General features: G+C 32.3%; 22 protein-coding genes and 1 other annotated feature. Of the genes, 11 read left to right on the top strand and 11 right to left on the bottom strand.

Translation table 11 applies throughout. From position 1 onward, the window contains the following. Positions 1-16: 16 nt before the first annotated feature. Positions 17-1,450 (bottom strand): proline--tRNA ligase, encoded by a 1,434-nt coding sequence (gene proS / locus RAH41_RS09805; RefSeq protein ID WP_331222193.1) that lies wholly within the window; start codon positions 1,448-1,450, stop codon positions 17-19. A gap of 145 nt (positions 1,451-1,595) precedes the next feature. Beyond that, positions 1,596-1,807, bottom strand: a binding site (T-box leader). A gap of 83 nt (positions 1,808-1,890) precedes the next feature. Further along, complete coding sequence (locus RAH41_RS09800) at positions 1,891-2,811, bottom strand: DMT family transporter (RefSeq protein ID WP_331222192.1); 921 nt, start codon at positions 2,809-2,811, stop codon at positions 1,891-1,893. Positions 2,812-3,161: 350 nt separating this feature from the next. Here RAH41_RS09800 and RAH41_RS09795 point away from each other — a divergent pair, with 350 nt between their 5' ends. From RAH41_RS09795 to RAH41_RS09775, 5 genes are all read left to right on the top strand, one after another. Further along, positions 3,162-4,238 carry a DUF3900 domain-containing protein gene (locus RAH41_RS09795; protein ID WP_331222191.1) on the top strand — a complete coding sequence of 359 codons (1,077 nt, stop codon included), beginning with the start codon at positions 3,162-3,164 and terminating at the stop codon, positions 4,236-4,238. A gap of 601 nt (positions 4,239-4,839) precedes the next feature. Beyond that, positions 4,840-5,418 (top strand): biotin transporter BioY, encoded by a 579-nt coding sequence (locus tag RAH41_RS09790; RefSeq protein WP_331222190.1) that lies wholly within the window; start codon positions 4,840-4,842, stop codon positions 5,416-5,418. Positions 5,419-5,467: 49 nt separating this feature from the next. Continuing rightward, positions 5,468-6,934 carry an AMP-binding protein gene (locus RAH41_RS09785; RefSeq protein ID WP_331222189.1) on the top strand — a complete coding sequence of 489 codons (1,467 nt, stop codon included), beginning with the start codon at positions 5,468-5,470 and terminating at the stop codon, positions 6,932-6,934. After that, a complete protein-coding gene (locus RAH41_RS09780; RefSeq protein ID WP_331222435.1) occupies positions 6,930-8,030 on the top strand; it encodes an acetyl-CoA C-acyltransferase in 1,101 nt (366 codons plus the stop codon). The genes RAH41_RS09785 and RAH41_RS09780 overlap by 5 nt, the downstream gene beginning before the upstream one ends. A 38-nt stretch (positions 8,031-8,068) precedes the next feature. Then, the gene (locus RAH41_RS09775; RefSeq protein WP_331222188.1) at positions 8,069-8,377 is read left to right on the top strand and encodes a CHY zinc finger protein; all 309 of its coding nucleotides are present in this window, start codon (positions 8,069-8,071) and stop codon (positions 8,375-8,377) included. A 119-nt stretch (positions 8,378-8,496) separates the two neighbouring features. Here RAH41_RS09775 and RAH41_RS09770 read toward each other — a convergent pair whose 3' ends face one another. From RAH41_RS09770 to RAH41_RS09755, 4 genes are all read right to left on the bottom strand, one after another. Then, complete coding sequence (locus tag RAH41_RS09770) at positions 8,497-9,114, bottom strand: LysE family translocator (protein ID WP_331222187.1); 618 nt, start codon at positions 9,112-9,114, stop codon at positions 8,497-8,499. A 134-nt stretch (positions 9,115-9,248) separates the two neighbouring features. Further along, positions 9,249-11,861 carry a phosphoenolpyruvate synthase gene (gene ppsA / locus RAH41_RS09765; RefSeq protein ID WP_331222185.1) on the bottom strand — a complete coding sequence of 871 codons (2,613 nt, stop codon included), beginning with the start codon at positions 11,859-11,861 and terminating at the stop codon, positions 9,249-9,251. A 187-nt stretch (positions 11,862-12,048) separates the two neighbouring features. Continuing rightward, on the bottom strand, positions 12,049-13,887 hold the full coding sequence (locus tag RAH41_RS09760; RefSeq protein ID WP_331222184.1) for an ABC transporter ATP-binding protein: 1,839 nt from the start codon (positions 13,885-13,887) through the stop codon (positions 12,049-12,051). A gap of 15 nt (positions 13,888-13,902) precedes the next feature. Further along, complete coding sequence (locus RAH41_RS09755; RefSeq protein ID WP_331222183.1) at positions 13,903-14,361, bottom strand: MarR family winged helix-turn-helix transcriptional regulator; 459 nt, start codon at positions 14,359-14,361, stop codon at positions 13,903-13,905. Positions 14,362-14,599: 238 nt separating this feature from the next. Here RAH41_RS09755 and RAH41_RS09750 point away from each other — a divergent pair, with 238 nt between their 5' ends. Then, positions 14,600-14,935: a YciI family protein gene (locus tag RAH41_RS09750; protein ID WP_331222182.1), complete on the top strand. Its 336-nt coding sequence runs from the start codon at positions 14,600-14,602 to the stop codon at positions 14,933-14,935. Between the two features lie 123 nt (positions 14,936-15,058). Here RAH41_RS09750 and RAH41_RS09745 read toward each other — a convergent pair whose 3' ends face one another. After that, positions 15,059-15,436 (bottom strand): DUF1259 domain-containing protein, encoded by a 378-nt coding sequence (locus RAH41_RS09745; protein WP_331222181.1) that lies wholly within the window; start codon positions 15,434-15,436, stop codon positions 15,059-15,061. A gap of 266 nt (positions 15,437-15,702) precedes the next feature. Here RAH41_RS09745 and RAH41_RS09740 point away from each other — a divergent pair, with 266 nt between their 5' ends. Further along, entirely contained in the window at positions 15,703-15,903 is a 201-nt protein-coding gene (locus tag RAH41_RS09740) for a cold-shock protein (protein ID WP_025568372.1), read from the top strand. A gap of 646 nt (positions 15,904-16,549) precedes the next feature. Here the strand turns inward: RAH41_RS09740 and RAH41_RS09735 are convergent. Then, positions 16,550-17,017, bottom strand: a complete 468-nt coding sequence (locus tag RAH41_RS09735; RefSeq protein ID WP_331222178.1) for a CarD family transcriptional regulator — start codon at positions 17,015-17,017, stop codon at positions 16,550-16,552. Positions 17,018-17,297: 280 nt separating this feature from the next. Here RAH41_RS09735 and RAH41_RS09730 point away from each other — a divergent pair, with 280 nt between their 5' ends. Further along, a complete protein-coding gene (locus tag RAH41_RS09730; protein ID WP_331222177.1) occupies positions 17,298-17,498 on the top strand; it encodes a cold-shock protein in 201 nt (66 codons plus the stop codon). Positions 17,499-17,891: 393 nt separating this feature from the next. Here RAH41_RS09730 and RAH41_RS09725 read toward each other — a convergent pair whose 3' ends face one another. The 3 genes from RAH41_RS09725 to RAH41_RS09715 all read right to left on the bottom strand — a co-directional run bounded on the left by RAH41_RS09725 (position 17,892) and on the right by RAH41_RS09715 (position 20,737). Next, positions 17,892-19,136, bottom strand: a complete 1,245-nt coding sequence (locus RAH41_RS09725) for an MFS transporter (RefSeq protein WP_331222176.1) — start codon at positions 19,134-19,136, stop codon at positions 17,892-17,894. A 126-nt stretch (positions 19,137-19,262) separates the two neighbouring features. Beyond that, positions 19,263-19,640: a VOC family protein gene (locus RAH41_RS09720; RefSeq protein WP_331222175.1), complete on the bottom strand. Its 378-nt coding sequence runs from the start codon at positions 19,638-19,640 to the stop codon at positions 19,263-19,265. Positions 19,641-19,714: 74 nt separating this feature from the next. Then, positions 19,715-20,737, bottom strand: coding sequence for an ROK family protein (locus RAH41_RS09715; RefSeq protein WP_419471583.1), 1,023 nt, complete (start codon positions 20,735-20,737; stop codon positions 19,715-19,717). 281 nt (positions 20,738-21,018) lie between these two features. Between RAH41_RS09715 and RAH41_RS09710 the strand changes: the two genes are divergently transcribed. The 3 genes from RAH41_RS09710 (at position 21,019) to dltB (ending at position 23,528) form a co-directional block, all read left to right on the top strand. After that, positions 21,019-21,675, top strand: coding sequence for a phosphatase PAP2 family protein (locus tag RAH41_RS09710; RefSeq protein WP_331222174.1), 657 nt, complete (start codon positions 21,019-21,021; stop codon positions 21,673-21,675). Between the two features lie 516 nt (positions 21,676-22,191). Further along, the gene (gene dltX / locus RAH41_RS09705; RefSeq protein WP_419471582.1) at positions 22,192-22,347 is read left to right on the top strand and encodes a teichoic acid D-Ala incorporation-associated protein DltX; all 156 of its coding nucleotides are present in this window, start codon (positions 22,192-22,194) and stop codon (positions 22,345-22,347) included. Between the two features lie 32 nt (positions 22,348-22,379). Next, the gene (gene dltB / locus RAH41_RS09700) at positions 22,380-23,528 is read left to right on the top strand and encodes a D-alanyl-lipoteichoic acid biosynthesis protein DltB (protein WP_331222172.1); all 1,149 of its coding nucleotides are present in this window, start codon (positions 22,380-22,382) and stop codon (positions 23,526-23,528) included. The last annotated feature ends 21 nt before the right edge of the window (positions 23,529-23,549 follow it).

Here is a 23,549-nt window from a genome sequence, read left to right as displayed (position 1 = left end):
ACCTTCTTAGTTTTAATTAGTAAGCTTTACCCCAATAGACCATTACATCCGTTTTCTTTCCACAGCATACACACGTATCAGCAATTCTTTCCTGTTCAAATGGAATACATCTTGAAGTTAAACTAGCTTCTTCTTTAATTTGTTCTTCACAAGCTAGATCCTGACACCACATTGCTTTAATAAAGCCTTGTCTTTCTTCACTGATTTGTTTCAGCTCTTCCATTGATTTAGCTTCATATGTTTTTTCTGTTCGATTATTTAATGCTTTTTCGTAAAGAGAGATTTGGATTTCTTCAAGTAATTTTGTAATATTTTCTTCTAAAGCGTCTAATGAAACGATTGTTTTTTCTCTCGTGTCACGTCTTACTAAAACTGCTTGATTCTTTTCAATATCTTTTGGCCCAATTTCAACACGTACTGGAATTCCTTTCATTTCATATTCGTTAAATTTCCAGCCTGGCATTTTATCAGAAGTATCAATTTTTACTCGAGCAATCTTTGAAATACGGTTTTTTAATTCAGTTGCCTTTTGGATAACACCTTCTTTATGTTGAGCAATTGGAATGACCATAACTTGTGTTGGAGCAACTTTTGGAGGTAATACTAACCCGCTGTTATCGCCATGAACCATAATTAAAGCGCCGATTACTCTTGTTGTCATGCCCCAAGAAGTTTGGTGTACATATTGTCTTTTTGAGTTTTTGTCTGTGTACTGAATATCAAATGCTCTTGCAAATCCATCTCCAAAGTTATGAGATGTACCACTTTGTAATGCTTTCCCATCATGCATTAAGCTTTCAATTGTATAAGTAGCTTTTGCACCTGCGAATTTTTCTTTTTCTGTTTTTTGCCCTTTAATAACAGGAATTGCTAAGAAGTCTTCTAAGAAATTAGCATAAACATTTAGCATTTGAATGGTTTCATTTTGTGCTTCTTCAGCGGTTGCATGTGCTGTATGACCTTCTTGCCATAAAAATTCAGTCGTTCTTAAAAATGGCCTTGTTGTTTTTTCCCAACGAACAACTGAGCACCATTGATTATATAATTTAGGTAAGTCATTATAGCTTTCAACTGTTTTTGAAAAATGCTCACAAAATAGTGTTTCTGAGGTAGGACGAACTGCTAATGGTTCTGCTAATTCATCATGCCCACCATGCGTTACCCAAGCAACTTCAGGAGCAAATCCTTCTACATGATCAGCTTCTTTTTGTAATAAAGATTTAGGGATAAACAATGGCATATAGACATTTTCATGTTCTGTTTGTTTAAATTGAAAATCTAATTCTTTTTGGATATTTTCCCATAATGCATAACCATAAGGTCTTAAAATCATACAACCTTTTACACTTGAGTAATCGACTAATTCTGCTTTTTTTACGATATCTGTATACCATTGTGCAAAATCAACATCCATATCTGTAATTGCTTCAACAAATTTTTTTGTAGTCATTTTCTCTACTCCTAATTAATTTTTTAGAAAATAAAAAAACGCGCGAGAATAATCTGTAAGGGACCATTCTCGGCGTTACCACCCTAATTACTATATAGAAAATACGAAATAAGCGGATGAAAAACAAAAAACGCCATGAATGATCAAAAGGGACCATTCATGGCGTTACCACCCTACTTATTATGTAAAAATTCTACATAATCTCTTAACATCTTTAACGGGAAAACCGCTGTAGCCTACTATTCTTTCGGTACAGAGACTCCAAGGCTGGTTCAGAATACTTGCTTTAGGAATTTGCACCGACCATTCCCTCTCTAAAAAGCTTATAAACCTACTATTCCTTTTCTAAGTCGTATATTAATTTAAAGTTATAATACGTGAACAAATTGTATCTGTCAATGTGTATTATATCCATTTTTTAAAATTTCTTACATTTCTTACTATATTGCCTCATTTTTTATTTCTTTTGTTCGTTTTTTTGGTAAAGGTACTTCAGATAACAACATGCCACCTACAATAAAGGTCCCACCGATAATTGTTTGGAAAGATAATGTTTCATTTGCAAAAAGTACTGCTGTAAATGCTGCAAAAACAGGTTCAAAAATAAAAATTAATGCTGCTTTTGTTGAAGAAATATGTTGTTGAGCAAACATTTGGACCCAAAATGCGATACTCGTACAGAATATTGCAGTCACAATCACTGCAAAAATAAATGTCGGGTTGACCCAAAGTTCCTTCGAAAATGAAACGGAAGTATCTTCAAATATTAGTGAGAAAATCGTACTACTAATGCCAACTGTTGCAAGTTGAATCGTTGTAAATGTGATTGGATCCATTTGCTTCGTATACTTTCCTGATAAAATAATATGGAAAGCAAATGCAACCGACCCAATAAGTGTCAGTACATCTCCAAGATTTACAGAAAATGAATCACCTAAAGTTAAGAAACTTAATCCTAGTAATGCAATTAAACATGCGATTACTGTAGACCAGTTGGACCGTTCTTTATAGACTAAATATAAAAGAACAGGTACTAATACAACACATAGACCAGTTATAAAACCTGATTTTGATGAAGTTGTATACTTCAATCCAAATGTTTGAAGTAAATACCCTAAAAACAACATGAATCCAATACCACTAGTTATAACGATTTGTTTAACCGTTAATTTCGTTTTTTGTCTTCTTTTTACTAAAAATGGCAAAAGGACCAAAGTTGCGAGGATAAATCGAAATGCGTTAAATGCAAACGGTTCAACGTATGCAATCGCATTTTGGACTACTACAAATGTTGTGCCCCAAAGTAATGTTACGATAATTAATGAGATGGTAGCTATTTTATCTATTCTCAGGTCTCTCATCCCCTCTCCATATAGTTGGTCCCATAAAACTGCAAGTAAAGAAAACTCGTTGATTGACGAGGCTAAATGGCGACTACGTTGAAATCACTACATTTCTGCCCATTTATTCCCACTTAACGAAAAAAAGATGTGAAATTACCACATCCAAGTACTTTAAATTTTATTGGTTCCACATTAAATTATATCTTTATTTTATCATAGTGTGTAATGAATTTGTCTCATAACTGTAAAATTTTCTATCTTATGATAATTTAGATGGAAATTTTACCCAAAACTTGATTTCTTTATAATTGACTCAACGAATCCTCATCCATATACTTAAATACAGGAAAATAGGAAAAGGTGATTGGATGGATTTTGAAATTACATATTTATCGTTTTATGTTGTTACTGTTGAAGGTAAAGGCGAACAATCCGATAAAAGATATAAACATTTTCAAACATTAGACGAATCAATGTTTGAAGAAAGCGAATTGAAAGGTTTTTTAGAAGGTGAACTTGAAAGAATTGTAAATCGAAAAGTTGAAAAACATCCAAAATCTGATTCTGTACCTACAAAATTAGGTCACTTTATCGTCGAAGAAGGCCACTCTTTAGACTCAAACCCAAATTATAATTTATTCCAGCGAATACGTGATGCGAAATCAATTGAAGATTTTAAAGCTGAAAATGAAACTTTAGTCATTAATTACATTGAAACTAGTGCAGTTCGCGGTGGAGCGTTTTTAGTTATTCAAGCGAAACTAAGAAAATATTTTGATGATCCATTCTTATTTGTACTAAAATGTGATTTTGAACCAAAAGTAGCCTCCATTTCAGATGAATCTACTCTCATAAAAACGGTTGAAATGGCAATAACAACGAAGAATATGAAATCGATTCAATACCCTTATATGGAAGAATTAGGGATGATCTCAGAAAGTGAATTAAAAATCCATCAAGCATCTCACGCCAGATATTTTGAAGACTTTTTAAAATTTGTTTCCTATTCAGAATCAATGCCTGAAATTGTAAAATCTCAAGTAATGGAAATGGTTTATGACAAAATTGAAGACGTTTTTGAAGAGGAAAGTGTTGAAAGACAACAATTTGATGCAGCAATGGAAGTGTGGGCAGCAAGTCCAAAACGTGAAATTCAAGAGCATTTTACACCCAATGAAGTAATCGAAGCAGCGGCACAAATCGTGGAACATACACCAGAAATTGAATTATCATTTAAAGCGGATCACTTTTCTATTAAAGGCTTACTAGCAGATTTCGGTGATAACCTCCATATTGCGAAAGTAAACGGTCGATATGTTGTCATTTTGGAAGCTGATACATTGCAATTTGAAAAGGGATTTTCTCCGATTGAGTTTTTGAAGCCGGACGAATTAGATGATGTAATTGAACGAATTGGTCAGAAAGTAAATATTCCAGGATATTGAACAATCGAAAAATTAAATGAATGTAATAAAAAATTAAGACAGTTGGCTATTACAAGCTTGCTGTCTTTTCTATTTCAACTAAATTGCTTTATAAAGTCAACAACTAAGTAAACGCCTTAGAATGCTAATAAAAAGGAAGTCCGAAACCAAATGGTAAAGTCATCAAAACATTCAGTAAAGAAGTCTCAAAGTCTTCATTGTAAGATTTATGAGAGTAACAAATTTAGATTTATTGATAGATCTAGCCCGATTATACTCCTGTATGTTTGAGATACTTAGATTGGAAATTGAGTATATTTTATAACATGGAACCTAAACTTCAAGCAAAAGTAGATTTACTCGCACCACCTGTACCAATCACACGATTTTCCTCATGAAAGTACTCCGTAAACACTTTTTTAATCAATAAATTTAACACAGTCCAACCATACATAAAATCTTGCCATTCCTACGTTTATCTTTAAATCTGTCTTCATAGATTTTCCTAGTTTTCTATCTTACTATAATATATGTTAACCAACCGAAATATTTAGTTGACATATATTTTAAGTTTCATTAATATGAAAGAAGTTATTAGAAAATTGACATTAGGAGAATTAAAATGAAAATCAAAGAAATTACATTTGTAGCAATGTTTGCAGCAGTTATGGGTGTCCTTGGACAAGTTCCTCCGATTATGTTATCCTTTACACCAGTTCCAATTACGTTACAAACTCTTGGTGTTCTTCTTACTGGTGGTGTTTTAGGTGCTAGATTAGGTGCACTAAGCCAAACGATTTTTTTATTACTAGTTGCAGTTGGAATGCCACTTTTATCTGGTGGTCGTGGTGGTTTTAGTGTATTTGCAGGACCAAGTGTTGGGTATTTAATTTCATGGCCAATTACTGCTTTTGTAATTGGGTATTTATTATCTCGTTTTAAAACGTTAAAATTAAAACATGTCTTACTGATTAACTTGACTGTTGGAATCCTATTAATCTACTTAATCGGTATCCCAATGCAAGCAGTTATGATGGGGATTCCAGTTATGACAGCGGTAAAATTAAGTTTAGTTTATATTCCAGGAGATGTAATAAAAGCGATTCTTGCTTCAATTTTAGTATTCAAACTTAGACAGCAACCAGTTTTTTCAAGCACATTGACAAAAAACTATTCGAATCAATCAACAGAAAATATGTAAAATTTTGGGACACTCTCGTTGTGTCTCTTTTTTATAGAGGTGATTTAAAATGGCAAATATTACAGAAACTTATCAGAAAAACGCTACAATATCGCCTGACAAAATTGCGATACATACGAGTAATCAACAAATCAATTATAAGGAATGGAATCAATTAATTCATCAAACGGCTAATTGGCTACACTCTTTCCGATCAAATTCGAAAACAATTGGAATTCTTTTACCGAATGGAATCTCGTTCTTGCAGATGTTTGCAGGAGCATCCAAAGCGGGTTGGATTGCTGTTCCCTTTGATATGAAATGGAATCAAGCAGATTTGGAAAAAAGGGTAAAGCTTTCGAATCCTTCTATCATTGTTACAACAAAAGAAATGTACAATAAGATTCATTCTCTCCTTCCGAATGTAAAGGTTTTGGATGAAATCTTACTACAAATTGCTCAATTTGATTCCTTTTCTTCAATGGAAATAAATGAGAACCTCCCTTTCTATGTCGGATTTACATCAGGAACAACTGGCAGCCCGAAAGCATTTATCCGTTCGCAAGATTCATGGGTTGCAAGCTTTGATTGCAATCGCTTTGACTTTGGATTAGATGAAACGGATTTAACTCTTATACCTGGAGCTTTGATCCATTCTCATTTTTTATATGGTGCAATCAGTACTTTATATTTAGGAGGAACAGTTATTCTTTTAGAAAAGTTTTCTCCTATCAATGTAATCTCACGAGTCAATTCTTTTCCTATTACGACAATTTATGTTGTTCCGACAATGATTGAAGCATTAATAAAAGAACGGATTCATGTCAATCAAGCGATGAAAATACTTTCGTCAGGTGCAAAGTGGACTGAAAAATCTAAAATTGAATTTCTTCATTTGTTTCCAGCCATGACGATCTACGAATTTTTTGGTGCAAGTGAACTAAGCTTCATAACCGTTTTGTCGGATAAAGATGGGATCCATAAGGCAAAAACAGTAGGGAAACCTTGTTATGGTGTGGAGTTACAAATTCGTCGACCAGACCAAGAGATAGCTAAACAAAATGAAACTGGAAAAATATATGTGAAGAGTAACTATTTAATAAATGGATATTTCGAGGAAAATGATAGGACCATCCATTCAATTCAAGATGATGACGGATGGGCTACTGTTCATGATATGGGCTTTATAGATGAAGACGGTTTTTTAACAATTAACGGACGAGAAAAAAACATGATTCTATACGGCGGTATCAATCTATTTCCTGAAGAAATCGAAAAAGTTATTTCTCTTCATCCAGATGTTGAGGAAGTTGCAGTCGTTGGTCTTTCAAACCCGTACTGGGGTCAGATTGTTGCTGCAGTGGTCAAAGGGAATTGTAATTCTTTTGAGTTAAAAAGATTTTGTAAGACACACTTATCAGCATATAAAATACCTCGAAAATGGTTTTTTCAAAATGAAATGCCGTATACGAGTAGCGGAAAGATCGCACGTGCAGAGCTAATTAAACAAATCGAAATGCAGGTGACTAAAAATTAAAAGAGCTGTCATTGTCAAAGCAAAGAGAACACCTATCGGAAAAAAAGGTGGAATTTTACGAGATTTTCAACCACATCAGCTTGCTGCCCCATTGCTCAAGTATTTGGCAGATGGATTAGATGAAAAGATTGATGACATCATTTTAGGAAATGTTGTTGGTCCAGGGGGAAATGTCGCAAGAGTTTCTGCATTGGAAGCGGATCTTTCTCTTACAGTCCCGGGGATCACAATCGATCGTCAATGTAGTGCAGGATTAGAAGCGATTCGAATGGCTTGTTACTTAGTACAAGGTGGTGCCGGAAGTTGCTATCTTGCTGGAGGAGTTGAAAGTACTAGTACATCCCCATTTCCTGCTAGAGCTAGATTTGCACCTGACAAAATTGGTGATCCTGATATGGGGATTGCAGCGGAAAATGTAGCTGAAAAATACAGTATCTCAAAAGAAGCTCAAGATCAATATGCATTATTAAGTTATACAAGAAGTTGGGATTCCCATCATAATGGATCCTTCAATGAGGAGATTATTCAAGTTGGTAATTTCGATCATGATGAAGTATTTTTCAAAAAAAGAAAAATGGAAGAACTTTTAAAAAGAGCAAAACCTGTATTTAGAAAGAATGGTACAGTCACAGCTGCAAATAGTTGTGGAATTCATGATGGTGCCTCCGCTGTTCTAATCATGGAAGAAAATGAAGCAATAAAAAACGGTTTTAAACCAGTTTTACGATTTGTGGATAGTCAAGTTTCGGGTGTTCATCCTAATTATCCAGGTGCAGCACCGATTCCTGCTATTTTAGATTTATTAAGTAGAAATAAATTAACAGTTGCAGATATTGAAGTATTTGAAATAAATGAAGCTTTTTCTTCAAAAGTATTAGCCTGTTCAAAGGAACTTTCCATCCCTATTTCTAAGTTAAATTGTTGTGGTGGAGCATTAACAATCGGTCACCCATACGGGGCTTCTGGAAGCATCATGGTCACGAGACTTTTTTATGAAGTACAAAGAAGAAAAAATCTAGAATCAAATTATGTAGTCGCGGCAATTGGAAGTGGTGGTGGAATCGGATTAGCTGTCTTATTCGAAATCGTAAAATAAAATTAAAAAACCATAGAAGTATAAAGAGAGGTAAATATATGAAAGTAATCGGTTCAATTGATCTACATACACGCTGTAAACATTACCATACAGCAAGAGATATTATTGCCATCAAATTCAAGTGTTGTGAAAAGTACTATGGGTGTTATTTTTGCCATCAGGAAAGCGCAAATCATGAACCAAAAACATGGAATAAAGACGAGTGGCAAATAAAAGCAATTCTTTGTGGTAACTGTCATAAGGAATTAACAATAGAGGAATATCAAGATTGTAACTACAAATGCCCTAAATGTGAATCTGATTTTAATCCTGGTTGCAAAAACCATTACCATTTGTATTTTGAGTGAATTTAAATACCTCTCTAATTTATGTTTATGGAGCTGAATAATTAGCTCCTTATTTGTTTGTATTGCTAAAGAAAAAGGATGCCAGTTGGCCTCCTTTTCTTATTGAAAAGTATTAAATGTTATGATTGTGTTTGAAGAGCAACCCTTAAACCTAAGCCAATATAGACGAACCCAATCGCTTTTCCCATCCATTTTGGTCCTTTTGTTTGTTTACGAAAGATTTTTTTACCGATGACACTTGATAAAAGCACTAGCAAAGTTGTGTACAAAATACTAAGTAATACAAATGTCAAACCAAGTGTTAAAAGTTGAATGAATACCGGATGTCCATTATGTTGAACAAATTGAGGTAAAAGAGCAAAGAAAAATAGAGCTGTTTTAGGATTTAATACTTCAATTAACACTGCTTGACGAAACGAAATTTTACTATTTACTTCTTTTTGTTCAGTCGTTTTTTTACTGTTTTTCGATTTTTTAATGATTGCAGTAATTCCTAAATAAAATAAATAGGCTGCACCTAAATATTTTACGATTTCAAAAGCAAATGCAGAAGTCATTAAAATTGCAGATAGTCCAAATACGGATGCACAAGTATGAATTAAATCACCGACAGCAATCCCTACGCCTGTTAAGATGCCATTCCATTTTCCACCTTTCATTGTTTGGGATAATGTTAAAAGTACAGCCGGTCCTGGTATTAAAAATAGCATTAATACAACTAAAATAAATGAAAGCATGATGATGATCTCCTCTCGTTAATTTATATTTAGATTATTATACAACAAAATTTTGCAGTAATTGCCTAAATTGTCATTTCTTTCAATAAAATAGGCCGTTTTCCACATTAGAAAACGACCGATGTATTTAACAATTAGACTATTTCAATATATCCTTCTGTTCCGTGAACCCGTATTCTTTGCCCGTCTTTTATCAATTTGGTAGCATTGTCTACACCTACCACTGCTGGTAAGCCATATTCTCTTGCAATGACCGCTCCGTGTGTCATTAACCCACCGACTTCAGTGACCAGTCCTTTTATTGCTACAAATAATGGTGTCCAACTTGGATCAGTAAATGAAGTAACTAATATGTCACCTTCTTCTAGATTTGCATCTTCCATATTTAAAATAACACGTGCTCTTCCTTCAATTACACCTGAAGAAACAGCCAAGCCTACGATTGCTTCAGTTGGAAGATTTTCTCGTTTGTATTCACCTACAATGATTTCACCATCAGATGTTATAACACGTGGAGGAGTTAGTTTATGAAATAATTTGTACTCGTCTTTTCGTTTATTAATAATTTGGAAATCTAGTTTTTTTGTGCGAACGACTTCGTGGAGTTCTTCAAATGTGAGATAGAGTATATCTTCAACTTCAGTAATGACATTCGCTTTAACGAGTTGTTCAGCTTCTTTTAATAAAGCTAACTTATACACAAAATAGCGACTAATCATTCCATACTTTGGATATTCACGATAGCCTATGAAATTCCTGATTAGACTAATAACTTCCCTTACCTCTACCGCTTTTTCTTTACCGTCTGGTAATTCCATTAATCGTTCTACAAGCTCTTGTTCTTTTTTCAATGCTTTTTCTAGCCCTTGCTCGAATTTCCGTCTACTTGCATGCGGCTCAAAGTTTTTGATGTTACTAAGTATCATTGGTATGAGTGTAGATGGTTTTTCGCACCAACGAGTTCTAGTAAGATCAATTTCACCAGTACATCGCATTCCAAATTTTCTTAAATAATCATCAATTGCATCTTTTGTTTCCTGTCCACCTTCAAATTTAGTCAATTCATCCAAAAAGTTATCGTTTTCTACATGTTGCAAATAGTCGATTACTTCCGGATAAGGACGAATTACATCGGCGACATCCATTAGTGCTAGACCCATTTCTGAAGTAATATTATTCGGTACAGATTGCGTAATGGTATCTCCTACATTCTTTTCATCTAACCACTCGTAGATTTTTTCATTAAGCCATTCTGTAGCATTCATAGCAGACATAAACACTGCTGAACTTTGTGGGTCAAATAATAACTCTCGTAATTTCTGAAGATCTTCTAAAATAAAATCCATTAAATCTGATCCTGATTTCATTTGAATGTTTTGTTTTAATTCTTCGATTGATGTTTCATTTTTCTTAATCAAATTAGTTACAATTGTTGGATCGTTTTCGATTAGTGGTTTAAAACTCGACGACGATTGTACCTGAATATTTCGATTTGCAGGCGGTGCTTGATTAGCAAGTGATGCTTCTATAAAATCTTCTCGTCCTACAACCTTTAATAAAGCGTCCTTTAAAAGCGGATCGGATTTTCCAATAGCCTCTATAAACATTTTTCTTCTATTAGGTGAAGCAAGATTTTGTGAAATATCAACAAATAATCTACCTCCAGCTTTTCGCATAGGTGCCCTAGATGTTAACATCCAAAACGACAATCCCAAAGGTTTAATTGGATCAGTCATCATTTGTTGATGGCCGACAGATAGATAGACGTGCTCTTCTTGATCTTCCACTTCTGGAATCGGATAAAGTGTTGTGATTGGACGACTTTGAACAATATAAAATGTATCTTCTACTAAACACCATTCAATATCTTGTGGACAACGGAAATAAGCTTCTATCTGTCTACCGATTTGTGCTAGTTGTAAAATTTGTTGTTCAGTAAGTGTTTGAGTGATTTGTTTTTGAGAATCAATTTCCTGGGTCTCTGTTCCGCCTTCTTTTCGACCATAAATAGCCAATTTTTTTGTTGCGATTCTCTTATCGAGTATTTTATTATCTTTTACCTTATAACAATCGGCCGATACGATACCAGAAACTAACGCTTCTCCAAGTCCAAAACTTGCATCAATTGATAGTACCTTTCGATTAGAAGTAATGGGATCAGCAGTAAATAATATTCCTGAAGCCTGCGGGAAAACCATTTTTTGAATTACAACAGAAATAGAAACTTGATTGTGGTCAAATTGATTTTGCATACGGTAAATTACCGCACGATCTGTAAATAAAGAAGCCCAACATTTACACATATGTTTTAGAATATTTTCTTTACCAATAATATTTAAAAAAGTGTCTTGTTGGCCAGCAAAAGAGGCATGTGGCAAATCTTCAGCTGTTGCACTAGAACGGACAGCATATGGAAATTCATTGCCGAATTTAGAGAGATAGTTAGAAACTGCATTTACAACATCGGAAGGGATTTCTACATCCAAAATAATGTCTCGAATCTTCCTGCTAATCTCACGAATTTGATCTCGATCTTTTACATTTAGCATTGTTAGTTGATTCAATAAAGCATAATAAGATTGATTTTGTTCGATGGCTTTTTGAAACGCCTCAGTTGTAATACAAAATCCCTCTGGTACTTTTATATCTTGAATTTTTGATAATTCCCCTAAATTTAATCCTTTTCCACCAACGAGTAAAAGTTGGTTTTTATCAATCTCCTGGAAATCGAGAACTAACGAATGCATACCACATCTCTCCTAACCTTTAATGTCTATTGATTTTATCAGTAGAAAATAAGAAGATAAAGTCTATTATGGCCATTTTTTTTATGGTATAATTAAAGTAGGAAGAGTATGTAATAAAAATGAATCACAAAAAATGAATGAAATACTATACATAATAAAAAAGCACAGAAATAATCTGTGCTTTTTTCTATTCAATTGTTGCAATTGCTTTTCGACCAAACTGTTTTTTGTACAATTCTTTATATAATCCATCTTGCATTAACAACTCTTCATTTTTGCCTTCCTCAACAATTTGACCATCCTTTAAAACAATGATGTGATCCGCTGCCATAATGGTTGAAAGTCGATGAGCAATAACAATGGACGTTTTATTTTTTAATAATCCTTGTATTGCACTTTGAATATAATATTCAGATAAAGTATCTAATGAAGAAGTGGCTTCATCTAGAATAATAATTTCAGGATTTTTTAATAAAACACGAGCGATTGATATTCTTTGTTTTTCTCCTCCAGAAAGTTTAATTCCTCGATTTCCAACAATTGTCTCATAACCATTTGGTAAATCCATTATGAAATCATGAATATATGCTGCCTTACATGCATTCTGAATTTCTTCATCTGTTGCATCAGGGCTTGCATATAATAAATTTTCTTTAATCGTTCCATTAAATAAATAACTATCTTGTGTAACAAGTCCAATATGAGACCGTAATGATTCTAGCGTGAATTCTCGAATATCACGACCGCCAATTTTGATTGAACCTGATGTATGATCATACAAACGAGGAATTAAATTGGTAATTGTTGTTTTACCAGCACCACTAGGTCCAACTAAAGCAGTCATTGTACCGGATGGAGCAATAAAAGAAATATTATGCAAAGCAGTTTTATCTTCCTGATAAGAAAATGATACATCTTCAAATTCAATATCTAAATTCGTAACATTCATTTCAGTCGCATCTTCACGATCTTTAATCGTTAATTTCATATCGAAATATTCAAAAATACGTTCAAATAACGCGATCGAGCTTGTAATATTTACATAAAGATTTGTCAGTTGTCCAACAGGTCCGTATAAACGACCAAGTAAAGCAACAAAGCTAATAATAGCCCCTATAGTAATCTGATCGTGAATAAATAAATATCCACCATATAAATAGATGAGCATTGGGCCGATGCTAGTAAAGGTTGATAAAATCATCATAAACCAGCGACCTGCCATAGATTCCTTTATTTTAAGATTAGTAGCCTGTACATTAATATCATCAAAATTTTTAAATTCCTTTTGTTCCTTTGTAAAAAGTTTCATTAATAAATAACCACTAATATTTAATGTTTCTTGTATAATATGATTTTGCTCACTTGTTTTTTCCTGTGTCTGTTTTGCAATACTCCAACGAACTTTCCCCATTTTACGAGTAGGTAGAATAAATAATGGTACTATGATTAATCCTAGTATTCCAAGCCTCCAGTTGACTATTAACAATGTGGTAGCAGTAGAAATAAGAATGAATAGATTATTAGCGAAACTCACAATGGTACTATCAAATACAGCTTTAACACCAGAAATATCAGCCGTCATTCGAGTAATCACTTCACCTTGCTTTACGTTCGAATAAAATTGGTATGGCATTTGTTGTAAATGAACATACATTTGGTTTCTCATATCGTAAATTATTTTTTGGGCAACATATGCATTTAAATAATTTTGCCATACACCCAATAACTCTGAAATAATCGTAGTACTAAGTGAGGCAAGTACGAGATAGATTAGAAGACTTAAATCTTTATTTGGTAAGGCTGTGTCCACAATATGTTGAATGATGATAGGCGGTAAAATGCCTAGTACTGAAGTTACTAATAAAATAAGCACAACAAGTGTTGTTTGCTTCCAATACGGAATAAAATATTTTGCAATTCTAAGTAGTATTGCCTTTGATATATTTGGTTTTTGTGCGTTTTTATCATATTTCATTCGCCCAAAACCATGAGGACCCATCGGAGGTCCACCACCCCATCCTGACATAATTAAACGTCCTCCTTATTTCGAACAATTCGATTGTTCATTTAATAAATCAGTTAAAATTTTTTTTTGCATGTCTATAAGTATATTAAGCTCATCCTGTGAAAATTGTTCCAGTGAATTTGATAAACTCTTATATGCTTCTGATTCTTCTCGATAGCGTTGACATAATTCTTCACCATCAGGTGTTAAAAATAATTGAGTTTCTCGGCGATCAATAGCTGACGTTTCTCTTTTTACAAAATTTTTTTTCTCTAACTCATCAATACTAAGACTTACTCTGCTTTTAGCAGTTCTAATTCGTTCAGTAAGTTCTTTTTGTGATAGTCCTTCATTATTTCGAATTGAATTAAGGATGATTAATTGTTGGAAGGTTAACCCAAGTTTGGTTGCAGTTTGTAAGTTAATTCTCTTTAGCTGGCGTGCAATTGAAACAAACGAGTTGGTTAAATCGATTGCTTGTTGGAAATCTTGCATCATATCACCTCTCATATTAGTTTACTATATTAACTGTTTACTTTGTAAACTAATAATAAATCTTTATTGTCCATTTGTACAATTAAATATTATTAATAAAAATAAAAAAGATTTATTTGAAGCATTTCTTAAATTATTCAAGTTTTTGATAGATCTGAAATTGAAACGGGTATTTCAAAAGTGATTTGTGAAATAATTGAAGGGAAAGATGATCAGATTGAATGGAGGTATAATAAGCATGGCAGAAAACAAACCAATTATTGATTCAATAAAAATACACTTTATGCTAAAATCTATTCCAAAAAGAACAACCTTTCAACAGGACATGTCAGATGAAGAACTCAATATTATGGGAAAACATATTGCTTATTGGACGGACAAACAAAGTCAAGGTATTGCTCTAATTTTTGGACCGGTTCGAAATCCTTCTTCACCTCATGGAATTGCAATAATTGAAGTTGAAAATGAAGCTCAAGTCCCAAAACTTATCGAAGAAGATCCAGCTGTGATTGCTGGCATCATGACAACGGAATATTATCCGATGCTTGCTGTACTACCTAAAAAAAATTCGTAACCAGTTTTTGAAAAAATGAATGAATATAAAAAAACAAACGGATCAGTGTTGAGCTGTCCGTTTGCTTTTTTTTGATTGATTGTTTATTTACTCTAAATAAATTTTAGTTTCAAGTAAGTATCTTTAAAATAGACCTGCTTCTTTTGCTGCTTCAAAACTAACTCTTGTAAATTCATCTGGGTCCAAATTAACATTTTCCCAATGCATATACATTAAACGTGGTTTATCAAATAGCCAATGGTTATGAACTGCTGTCACGATAATTCCTCTTTTTCGCAATGCTGTCATTAATGGGTTAATCTCCTTCTGACGAACAACAGATTCTCCAAGATTTAAACCATTATCTTCAAAAGATAACATGAATGGAAGTGCTAATGGAGAACGAGTCCTACGACCTAAAATAGTCGCATTAATATCACGAAGTCGCATTATGACGCATACAGGTGTAGCTTGAACAACTTCTCCCCCAATCATATCCGCAAGTCTTTGACATGTTGACATATTTATCACTCTCTTCATTCTTTTATTTTTTTCTCTGTATCATATGAAGAAAATGAAGGGCTGGTGCCTATCATTATCATTAATTAAACATCATGAATAACTACTAATTTCCAATGATTTCTAAAAGAAAGTAAATAAAATCCTTTAATTTCCAATTTAATATGTGGAAAGTCCTATTTTTTTTAGTAAGACAATTTGCTTATCTTAATTTAAATTGCTATTATATAAACATTAAATGTGTTCAAGCACATAAGGAGGAAACAAAAATGGAACATGGTAAAGTAAAATGGTTTAATGCAGAAAAAGGTTTTGGATTCATTGAGCGTGAAAATGGTGATGATGTATTCGTTCATTTTTCAGCAATTCAATCTGAAGGATTCAAATCATTAGATGAAGGTCAAGCAGTTACATTTGATGTAGAACAAGGTCAACGCGGACCACAAGCGACTAACGTTAAAAAAGCATAATTAAAAAAGTTAAAAAGTCAGATTCTATTTGTAGAATCTGACTTTTTTATCTAATAAAATTAAAAACCCCCTATTCATAGAATAAGGGGAATTTCAAACGTGGAGACCGGAAAAAGAAATGGTTTAAAGTATTATAGCTTATAAAAAATGAATATACAACATTCATTTAATTCCTTCATTAAGTTAATTTTTTACAATACTGTGTATTTGTTTATTGACCGTTAATCTATTAAAGAACCTTCGACTTGCAACAAGAGGAAATTTCTTTATAATCGAGATTAAAAATTAATTGGAAAATGATAAAAATCAAATTAAAAACTAGCTAAGGAACTAGAACTAGATGAATTAATAAAATTAAAAGAGTGCACACAGTGAGAAGATTCACTCTTTTTAAGCCGAATACTTAAATATGCATTTTTTTTATCGTTTAACAAGATAATATGAAATAGTTACACGATTTCAGTTATTCAATATATAATGGATTAATTTTTAAATTACCAACATTATATTCTAAATGGAATTAAAAAGAAGGAACACTAGCATAAATTGAACAGGGCTAATGTCTTATAAAAGGGGTTTCGCTACATACACGATTTGAAAATTTGGAATTCTCTAATCAACTCTTGGAAGTTGAGTTAAAGATTTTTTACCCGAATAATAGTTCTTTGGCTTCGCTTTCTGATAGCCCTTTAACTAATTCAAGTTCGCTTATAAAAATTTTACTTGCATTACCTAACATTTGTTTTTCACTTGAATTAAGAGATTTTTCTTTATCGATACGCATTAAATCACGTACTACTTCTGCGCCTTCTTCAATATTACCTGTTTTCATTTTCTCAGTATTTAGCTTAAATCTTTGTTTGTATGATAGAGAACGATCAGATTCTCCGTTATGAAAATTTATTAAAATATTGTCGAGTGTATTTGAATCAACGACCATTCGTATTCTTGAATTACTCATTTTTGAAATTGGAATCATTACTTCCATCTTATTCATTATTAATCTTATTATAAAGTACTGCTGTATTTCACCTTGTACTTCTTTTTCTTGAATAGATTCGATTACACCTGCTCCTTGCATTGGATAAAAGATGTTATCACCAACTTCAAACATTAACTACACCCCCATTTAATTATGAACCTATTTAAGCATAACATTTATTGTTTTTTTGTCAAAACAAATATTTTACCAGTGTTAAATAATGTATGTCAATATGTAAATTAATTTTTTTTAAAGTGTTTTTAATTTAAAATTAATGTCTAAAAAATAAATAAAAATTGATTATAAAAAATATGTGTTTTTACCAATATTTAGGTGGATTTGATTATCTTTCCATAAAATGTTAAGATTGAATTATAACAACGTGTGTAAAGCACACTAGGAGGAAACAAAAATGGAAAATGGTAAAGTAAAATGGTTTAATGCAGAAAAAGGTTTTGGATTCATCGAGCGTGAAAATGGTGATGATGTGTTTGTTCACTTCTCAGCAATTCAAACTGACGGATTTAAATCATTGGATGAAGGTCAAGCAGTTACATTTGATGTAGAACAAGGTCAACGCGGACCACAAGCGACTAACGTTAAAAAAGCATAATTTAAAAATTAAAAAGTCGGATTCTAATAATGAATCTGACTTTTTTTGTCTAATAAAAATAAAAACCCCCTATTCATTTAAGAATAGCGGGAAATTTAAACGTGGAGCTCAGGTAAAGAAATGGTTTAAAGTATTATAGCCTATAATAAATGGATATACAAATTACTGCTAAAGGAAAATCGTTAGTAAACTAATAAGTATATTTATTTTTTAATCATTATCTAATTTTTTCTTGTATTTTAAGATGATATTAAGAATTAAAAATTGAGCAGCTGAAATATTTTGTTCATAGTCAGTTGTGGTGATTAGAATGAAAATAGCGGATAATCGTATAAAGATTATCCGCTATTCGTTGTTAAACTATGTTCAGACTCCAGGAACATTACTATCAAATTACGATTTTAAGGAATTAGATACTTTTGAATCAATACCCAAATTATTTTGTTTACCAATTGGTTTCGCAGCTTTTGAAAGCAGACCAGAGATCGTTACAGCAATAAGTACGAAAATCAGAGCGCGAAGTAGTCCTACGTGTTCACCAATCATTCCTAAAAATGGTGGTCCTACTAGGAATGCTAGGTAACCAGCCGTTGATACTGCACTTACTCTTGCAGCTACTCTATGGGGATAATCACCTGCAGCGGATAACCCAACTGGAAAACCAAATGCCGCCCCAAGTCCCCAGAAAATAATACCAATCGTTGCTACCACGAAACTATGACTCATTATAACAATAATCAGTCCAACAAACGCCAAAAGTGCTGATGCACGCAAAACAAAAACTCGACCGAAATGGTCTAATATTTTATCACCTATGGCACGTCCAAAAGTCATTGAACTGACAAAAATACCATATGCAACAGAACCAATAGCTGGCGTAACATGGTAGCCATCAACCATAATAAGTGGTAGCCAGTCATTAGCAGAACCTTCAACAAAAGCCATACCAAGTACTATGATACCAATCATTACTGTGCGTCGCTCTTTCCATACGGCCAAATATTCATTCTTTCTGTTTATCTTAACAGAGTTACTAGCAACTTCTTTACCAGTGTCGGCAGGAATGTAACGATACAGATACAAAACTGTTAGAACGATCACCAAGGCGATCAGTGACATGTGAATAGGTACTGAGATTCCCGATTTAGTCATTGCCGAGCCAAGCAATGCTCCAAGAAGTGTACCCAAGCTAAACGCTGCATGGAAACCGGTTAAGAGAGACTTTTGTGCAGCTCTCTCTACTGCGGTCCCCTCTACATTCATTGCTACATCACATATTCCTTGCCCAAAACCAAACACGACTAGCCCTAAAAAGACTATTATACTATTTGGCATCCATGATCCTCCACTTATTCCAACAATTAAAAGTCCAATCGAAACTACTGATAGACCAAAAAGCATGACAAAACGTCCGCCTTTATGAGAAATAAGAATACTGGCACTTGTCAGCCCGACGATCGATCCGACAGAAAGCCCAAATATGATTACACCCATCTCTGCTGTTGTCGAACCTAGAGCATCCCTAATTGCAGGTGTGCGAGATACCCATGATGCGAATGCAAATCCGGTCAGTGCAAAAATAAAATAAATGGCAACCCGCCATAATTGAATTTGGCGACTAGTTAATGAACTATCCATACTTAACCTCCTAATGATAATGTTATTACACTTATTAAACATGTTTAATAAGTATAAAAAAAAGCAAACTTATTAAACATATTTAAAAAGTACCGAATCAAATACTAATTTAACATCTTTAATAAATTAAACAGTCAACTCAATCAGATTACCTTCAGGATCTTTAATAACACTCTCATAGTACCCATCGCCAGTCTTACGAGGACTATCAAGAAGATAACCGCTATTTTTAAATTTGGCACTCATCTGATTAACAGCGTCTTCGCTTCCTAAGGAAATTGCAATATGAGCCCAACCAATATGATCATTAGGAGTTGTTTTAACAATTCCTTCCTTACGCATAATTTCTAATCGTGCACCAGATTCAAAAATAAGAAAATAAGATTCAAATTTCTTTTCACTGTTATGATATTTATTGCTTGACTTACAGTGAAAAAAAGTTTCGTAAAACTCCCGCATACCTTCTAAATCCTTTACCCAAATAGCAACATGTTCAATTTTCATTTAGTTATCACTCCCCAGTATTATTTTTTTAGAATTAAATGAGTCACCACCTTGATTGACTATTTTTTACATATTCAATCGATCATAAGTTTAAGACAAAGACTCTGTAAGCCAAATAAATAGTCTTGTTTCCAATCACTCGTCGTTAGTACTGGAATATGTTCGGACGGGATATACTTTGAGCTAGTCTTTCTAATTTTATCTACTATTACGTTATCTACTTCATCCTTACAAAAAATGATAATATGAGGGTTAATAATCGCTACAAATGAAGCTACTAGCCTACTTATTGCATCAATTTCATTCTCTTCACTTATAATTAGGTTTTTAACTTTCTTACCATTTACTAATGCCTGCCCAAAATTACTTTCATCATACTGAGGTACAAATGAAACCTCTCCTGAGAAAAAAGTACTACCTCTAACAACATCACCATTTACGATAATTCCCGCACCTGGACCATTTTGTCCTGAATATAGATAAACAATAGATTGTTTATCCTTTAACACTCTATTATTGTAGAAGCCCAAAACAGCTGCATTCATATCGTTCTCTACTATGACAGGAATCGAAAAATGTTCTTCATAATATTCTTTTAAATTAATGTTTTGAAACTGTTCATATCCTGGTATATAAAACATTTTCCCATTATTAACCGCTGCTGGAACTCCTATCGACATTGAACTAATTTTTGGATATTTACTGATTAGATTTTTAATGGTCATTGTTAAAGAATGAAAATTATTATCTATTAAAGCACTTTGCAGTTCACCTTGTTCCTTTATTTCACCGACACAATTAAAAATTTTATAATTCGTTTCTGTTTTTTCTAAGAAAATAACTAATCCTAACATATGTTCAGTATTGTAAGTATATCTTTTTGCCCTTCTACCACCACTAGAGTTATCTAACCCAACTAAAAGTACTTCTCCTTCCTTTTCCATTTCAGATAGAAACTTACTAATAGTTGGAAAACTAATTTCTAGCCTTTGACATAATTCAACTTTAGTTGCACTTCCTAGCTTTAAAAGTGTAGTACGAATACCACGAAGAACCATTTTCTTCATTGTACTTGGAGTTGCTAAAAATTCATTCACTAAATTCACCACCTTATAAAACTTATTAAACGACTTTAATAAGTTAATGACCTTAATTTACCATATACGCTTTATTAAAACAAATAAAATTGAACTGAAAACCTATACCAATATTTACAGTAAATGCAATGACTAATAAAACCCAGTACATTTAATATCTCATTTTGGTTAACCTAAATATAGGATATTCACGGACTTTAGTTTATAGCTTAACCATACTAATATAGTTGGAATAAAAATGAGAATGCTTGTAATCCAAAACAAAATTAGAGGTATTTTAAATGAATTTAAAGTATTTTTTGTCGATTGCTTTTTTAATTAGTCTTTTTTCACTCTTTGGTTTCGGACTCATGTCATTACTAGTGAGCAATCATAGTATATATCATTTTGATAATACCGTTATTAACTTTATACAAGGGTTTGAATCACCCATCATGACAACTTTTATGAAATTAATAACTTTTCTAGGTTCAAGCGTATTTATAATTCTACTTTCTATTAGTATTCTATATTTTCTTTATAAAGTTTTAGATCACCGTTCTGAATTAATATTATTTATTGCCGCTCTTATTGGCTCAAATATTCTTTGTATTTTTTTAAAACTTTTCTTTCATAGGACGAGACCTGATTTACACCGTTTAATTGAAATAAGTGGATTTAGTTTTCCGAGTGGGCATGCCACTAACGCTATGACAGTTTATGGAATCTTAGCATTTATATTGTGGAGAAATATTCGTACAAAATCTGGGCGTTCTCTATTGATATTTATAAGTTTAATAATGATTCTGTTAATTGGTATAAGCAGAATATATTTAGGAGTTCATTTTCCAAGCGATGTAATTGCTGGCTACTTTACTGGAGGATTTTGGATTAGTATTGCAATTTGGTATTATCAGCTTTATAAAGAAAAGCAATATGAACGAAAACAATATGATTGAAGGTTTTATTACTTATAGTATAAAAATAAATTTTATATTTGTTCGGATTGATGAGAGAAGCCTTTCATTATCGAAACAATAAAAGAGAGAGTACAGTTACTCTCTCTTTTCATGCTGTTGAAAAACTATCTTGTCAATTAATTATCAAATTTTCGTAAAGGAGTAAAGTGATGTTGATTTCCACTACAGGATGCTCGCTTTCCATGGGGCGAGACCTGAGCCTCCTCGACCTGTTGCCTTATTATGTTAAATTTCGCAGATTCTATTATGAAAATTCACTATAAATTTCATTAAAACAATTTAATTATTAACCAATTATACAATCAAAAAAATGCCTAAAAAAAAACAATAATGAATTTTATAACCAATCATTAAATTATAGTGAATTTGATTAAAAAAATATAATCTATTTTGCTTTTTTACTGTGCTATTATATAGCAATGCTATACATTTCACGTACTTATAAACCAAATAAACATTCAATTTTAAACTTAGAAATTAAAGGGAGAATTAACTATGAAAGAAAAGAAAACAAAGATAGTTTTTAAAAATGCAATGATTTTTCAATGGTTTTTAAAAACTAGTTATTATTTGATGATCATCATATTGCTAATATATTTTTACATTTGTAATTCCTCTGGCTCATCAACATTTATTTATAATGAATTTTAATTTTATTAACTATTATTTATAGAGGTATTCAAATGACACCATACGAAAATTTACTATATTTTTTATTATTGATGCTATTATTCTTACCAATTGTTATTTATGGGTTAAGAGGAAAAAAGATAACATTTTACAATTCGCTTGTTGGCTGGACACTTATTTTACTTATTTTTAAAGACGATATAAAACAGTTATTATTTTTTATATGTTTTACTATTTTCCAATCAGTATTGGTCATTAACTATAGAAGATATCGTGAGAAATACAATAATCCTCGTGTTTTTTATTTTTTAATAGTATTAACGTTATTTCCGTTAATTTTAACTAAGGTTCAGCCACTTTTAATTCCAAATTCAATTATTGGATTTTTGGGTATTTCCTATGTAACTTTCAAATCAATCCAATTATTAATCGAAATAAGGGATGGATTAATCAAATCGTTAACAGTAATTGATTTTCTACAGTTCTTTTTATTCTTCCCAACTTTTACGTCTGGTCCGATTGATCGATATCGAAGATTTGAGAAGGATTTCAAGAATAGCTTTGAACCTGGGGAATATAAAGTTCTTTTATTTAATGGTATTAACTTAATTTTTCGAGGGTTTCTTTATAAGTATATTATTGCCCACGCTATCAATTTGTATATTATTTCAAATGTCTATTTACATGAAGACCTATTTGTCTTAAAACTTCTATACATGTATGCATACAGTTTTTATTTGTTCTTTGATTTTGCAGGTTATAGTGCTTTTGCAGTCGGGGTTAGCTATTTATTAGGTGTTCAAACACCACAGAACTTTAATAAACCATTTTTAAGTAGAAATATTAAAGATTTTTGGAATCGTTGGCATATGACATTGTCTTTTTGGTTTAGAGATTATGTTTATATGAGGCTAGTTTTTTTCTTACAAAAAAAGAAACTAATAAAAAATCGATATGTTATTTCGTATATTTCTTACTTTACCTTATTTTTTTTAATGGGTCTTTGGCATGGACTTGCGTTGCATTTCATTGTTTATGGTATTTACCATGCTATTTTAATTATTTGTTATGATCTATTTGAAAGGAAAAATAAAGAAAAGAAATTAATTCCGCGAACAAAATTCACTGATATACTTTCAATCATTATTACATTTCACTTTATTTGTTTTGGTTTTTTAATTTTTTCAGGAACATTATTCTAAAACAAATAATTAGACATCAAA

This window comes from Gottfriedia acidiceleris (genome assembly GCF_036421055.1).
Taxonomy (GTDB): domain Bacteria; phylum Bacillota; class Bacilli; order Bacillales; family Bacillaceae_G; genus Gottfriedia; species Gottfriedia acidiceleris_C.
Note: the sequence above shows the minus strand (reverse complement) of the source record. Positions and strands in the feature narration are given on the sequence as shown.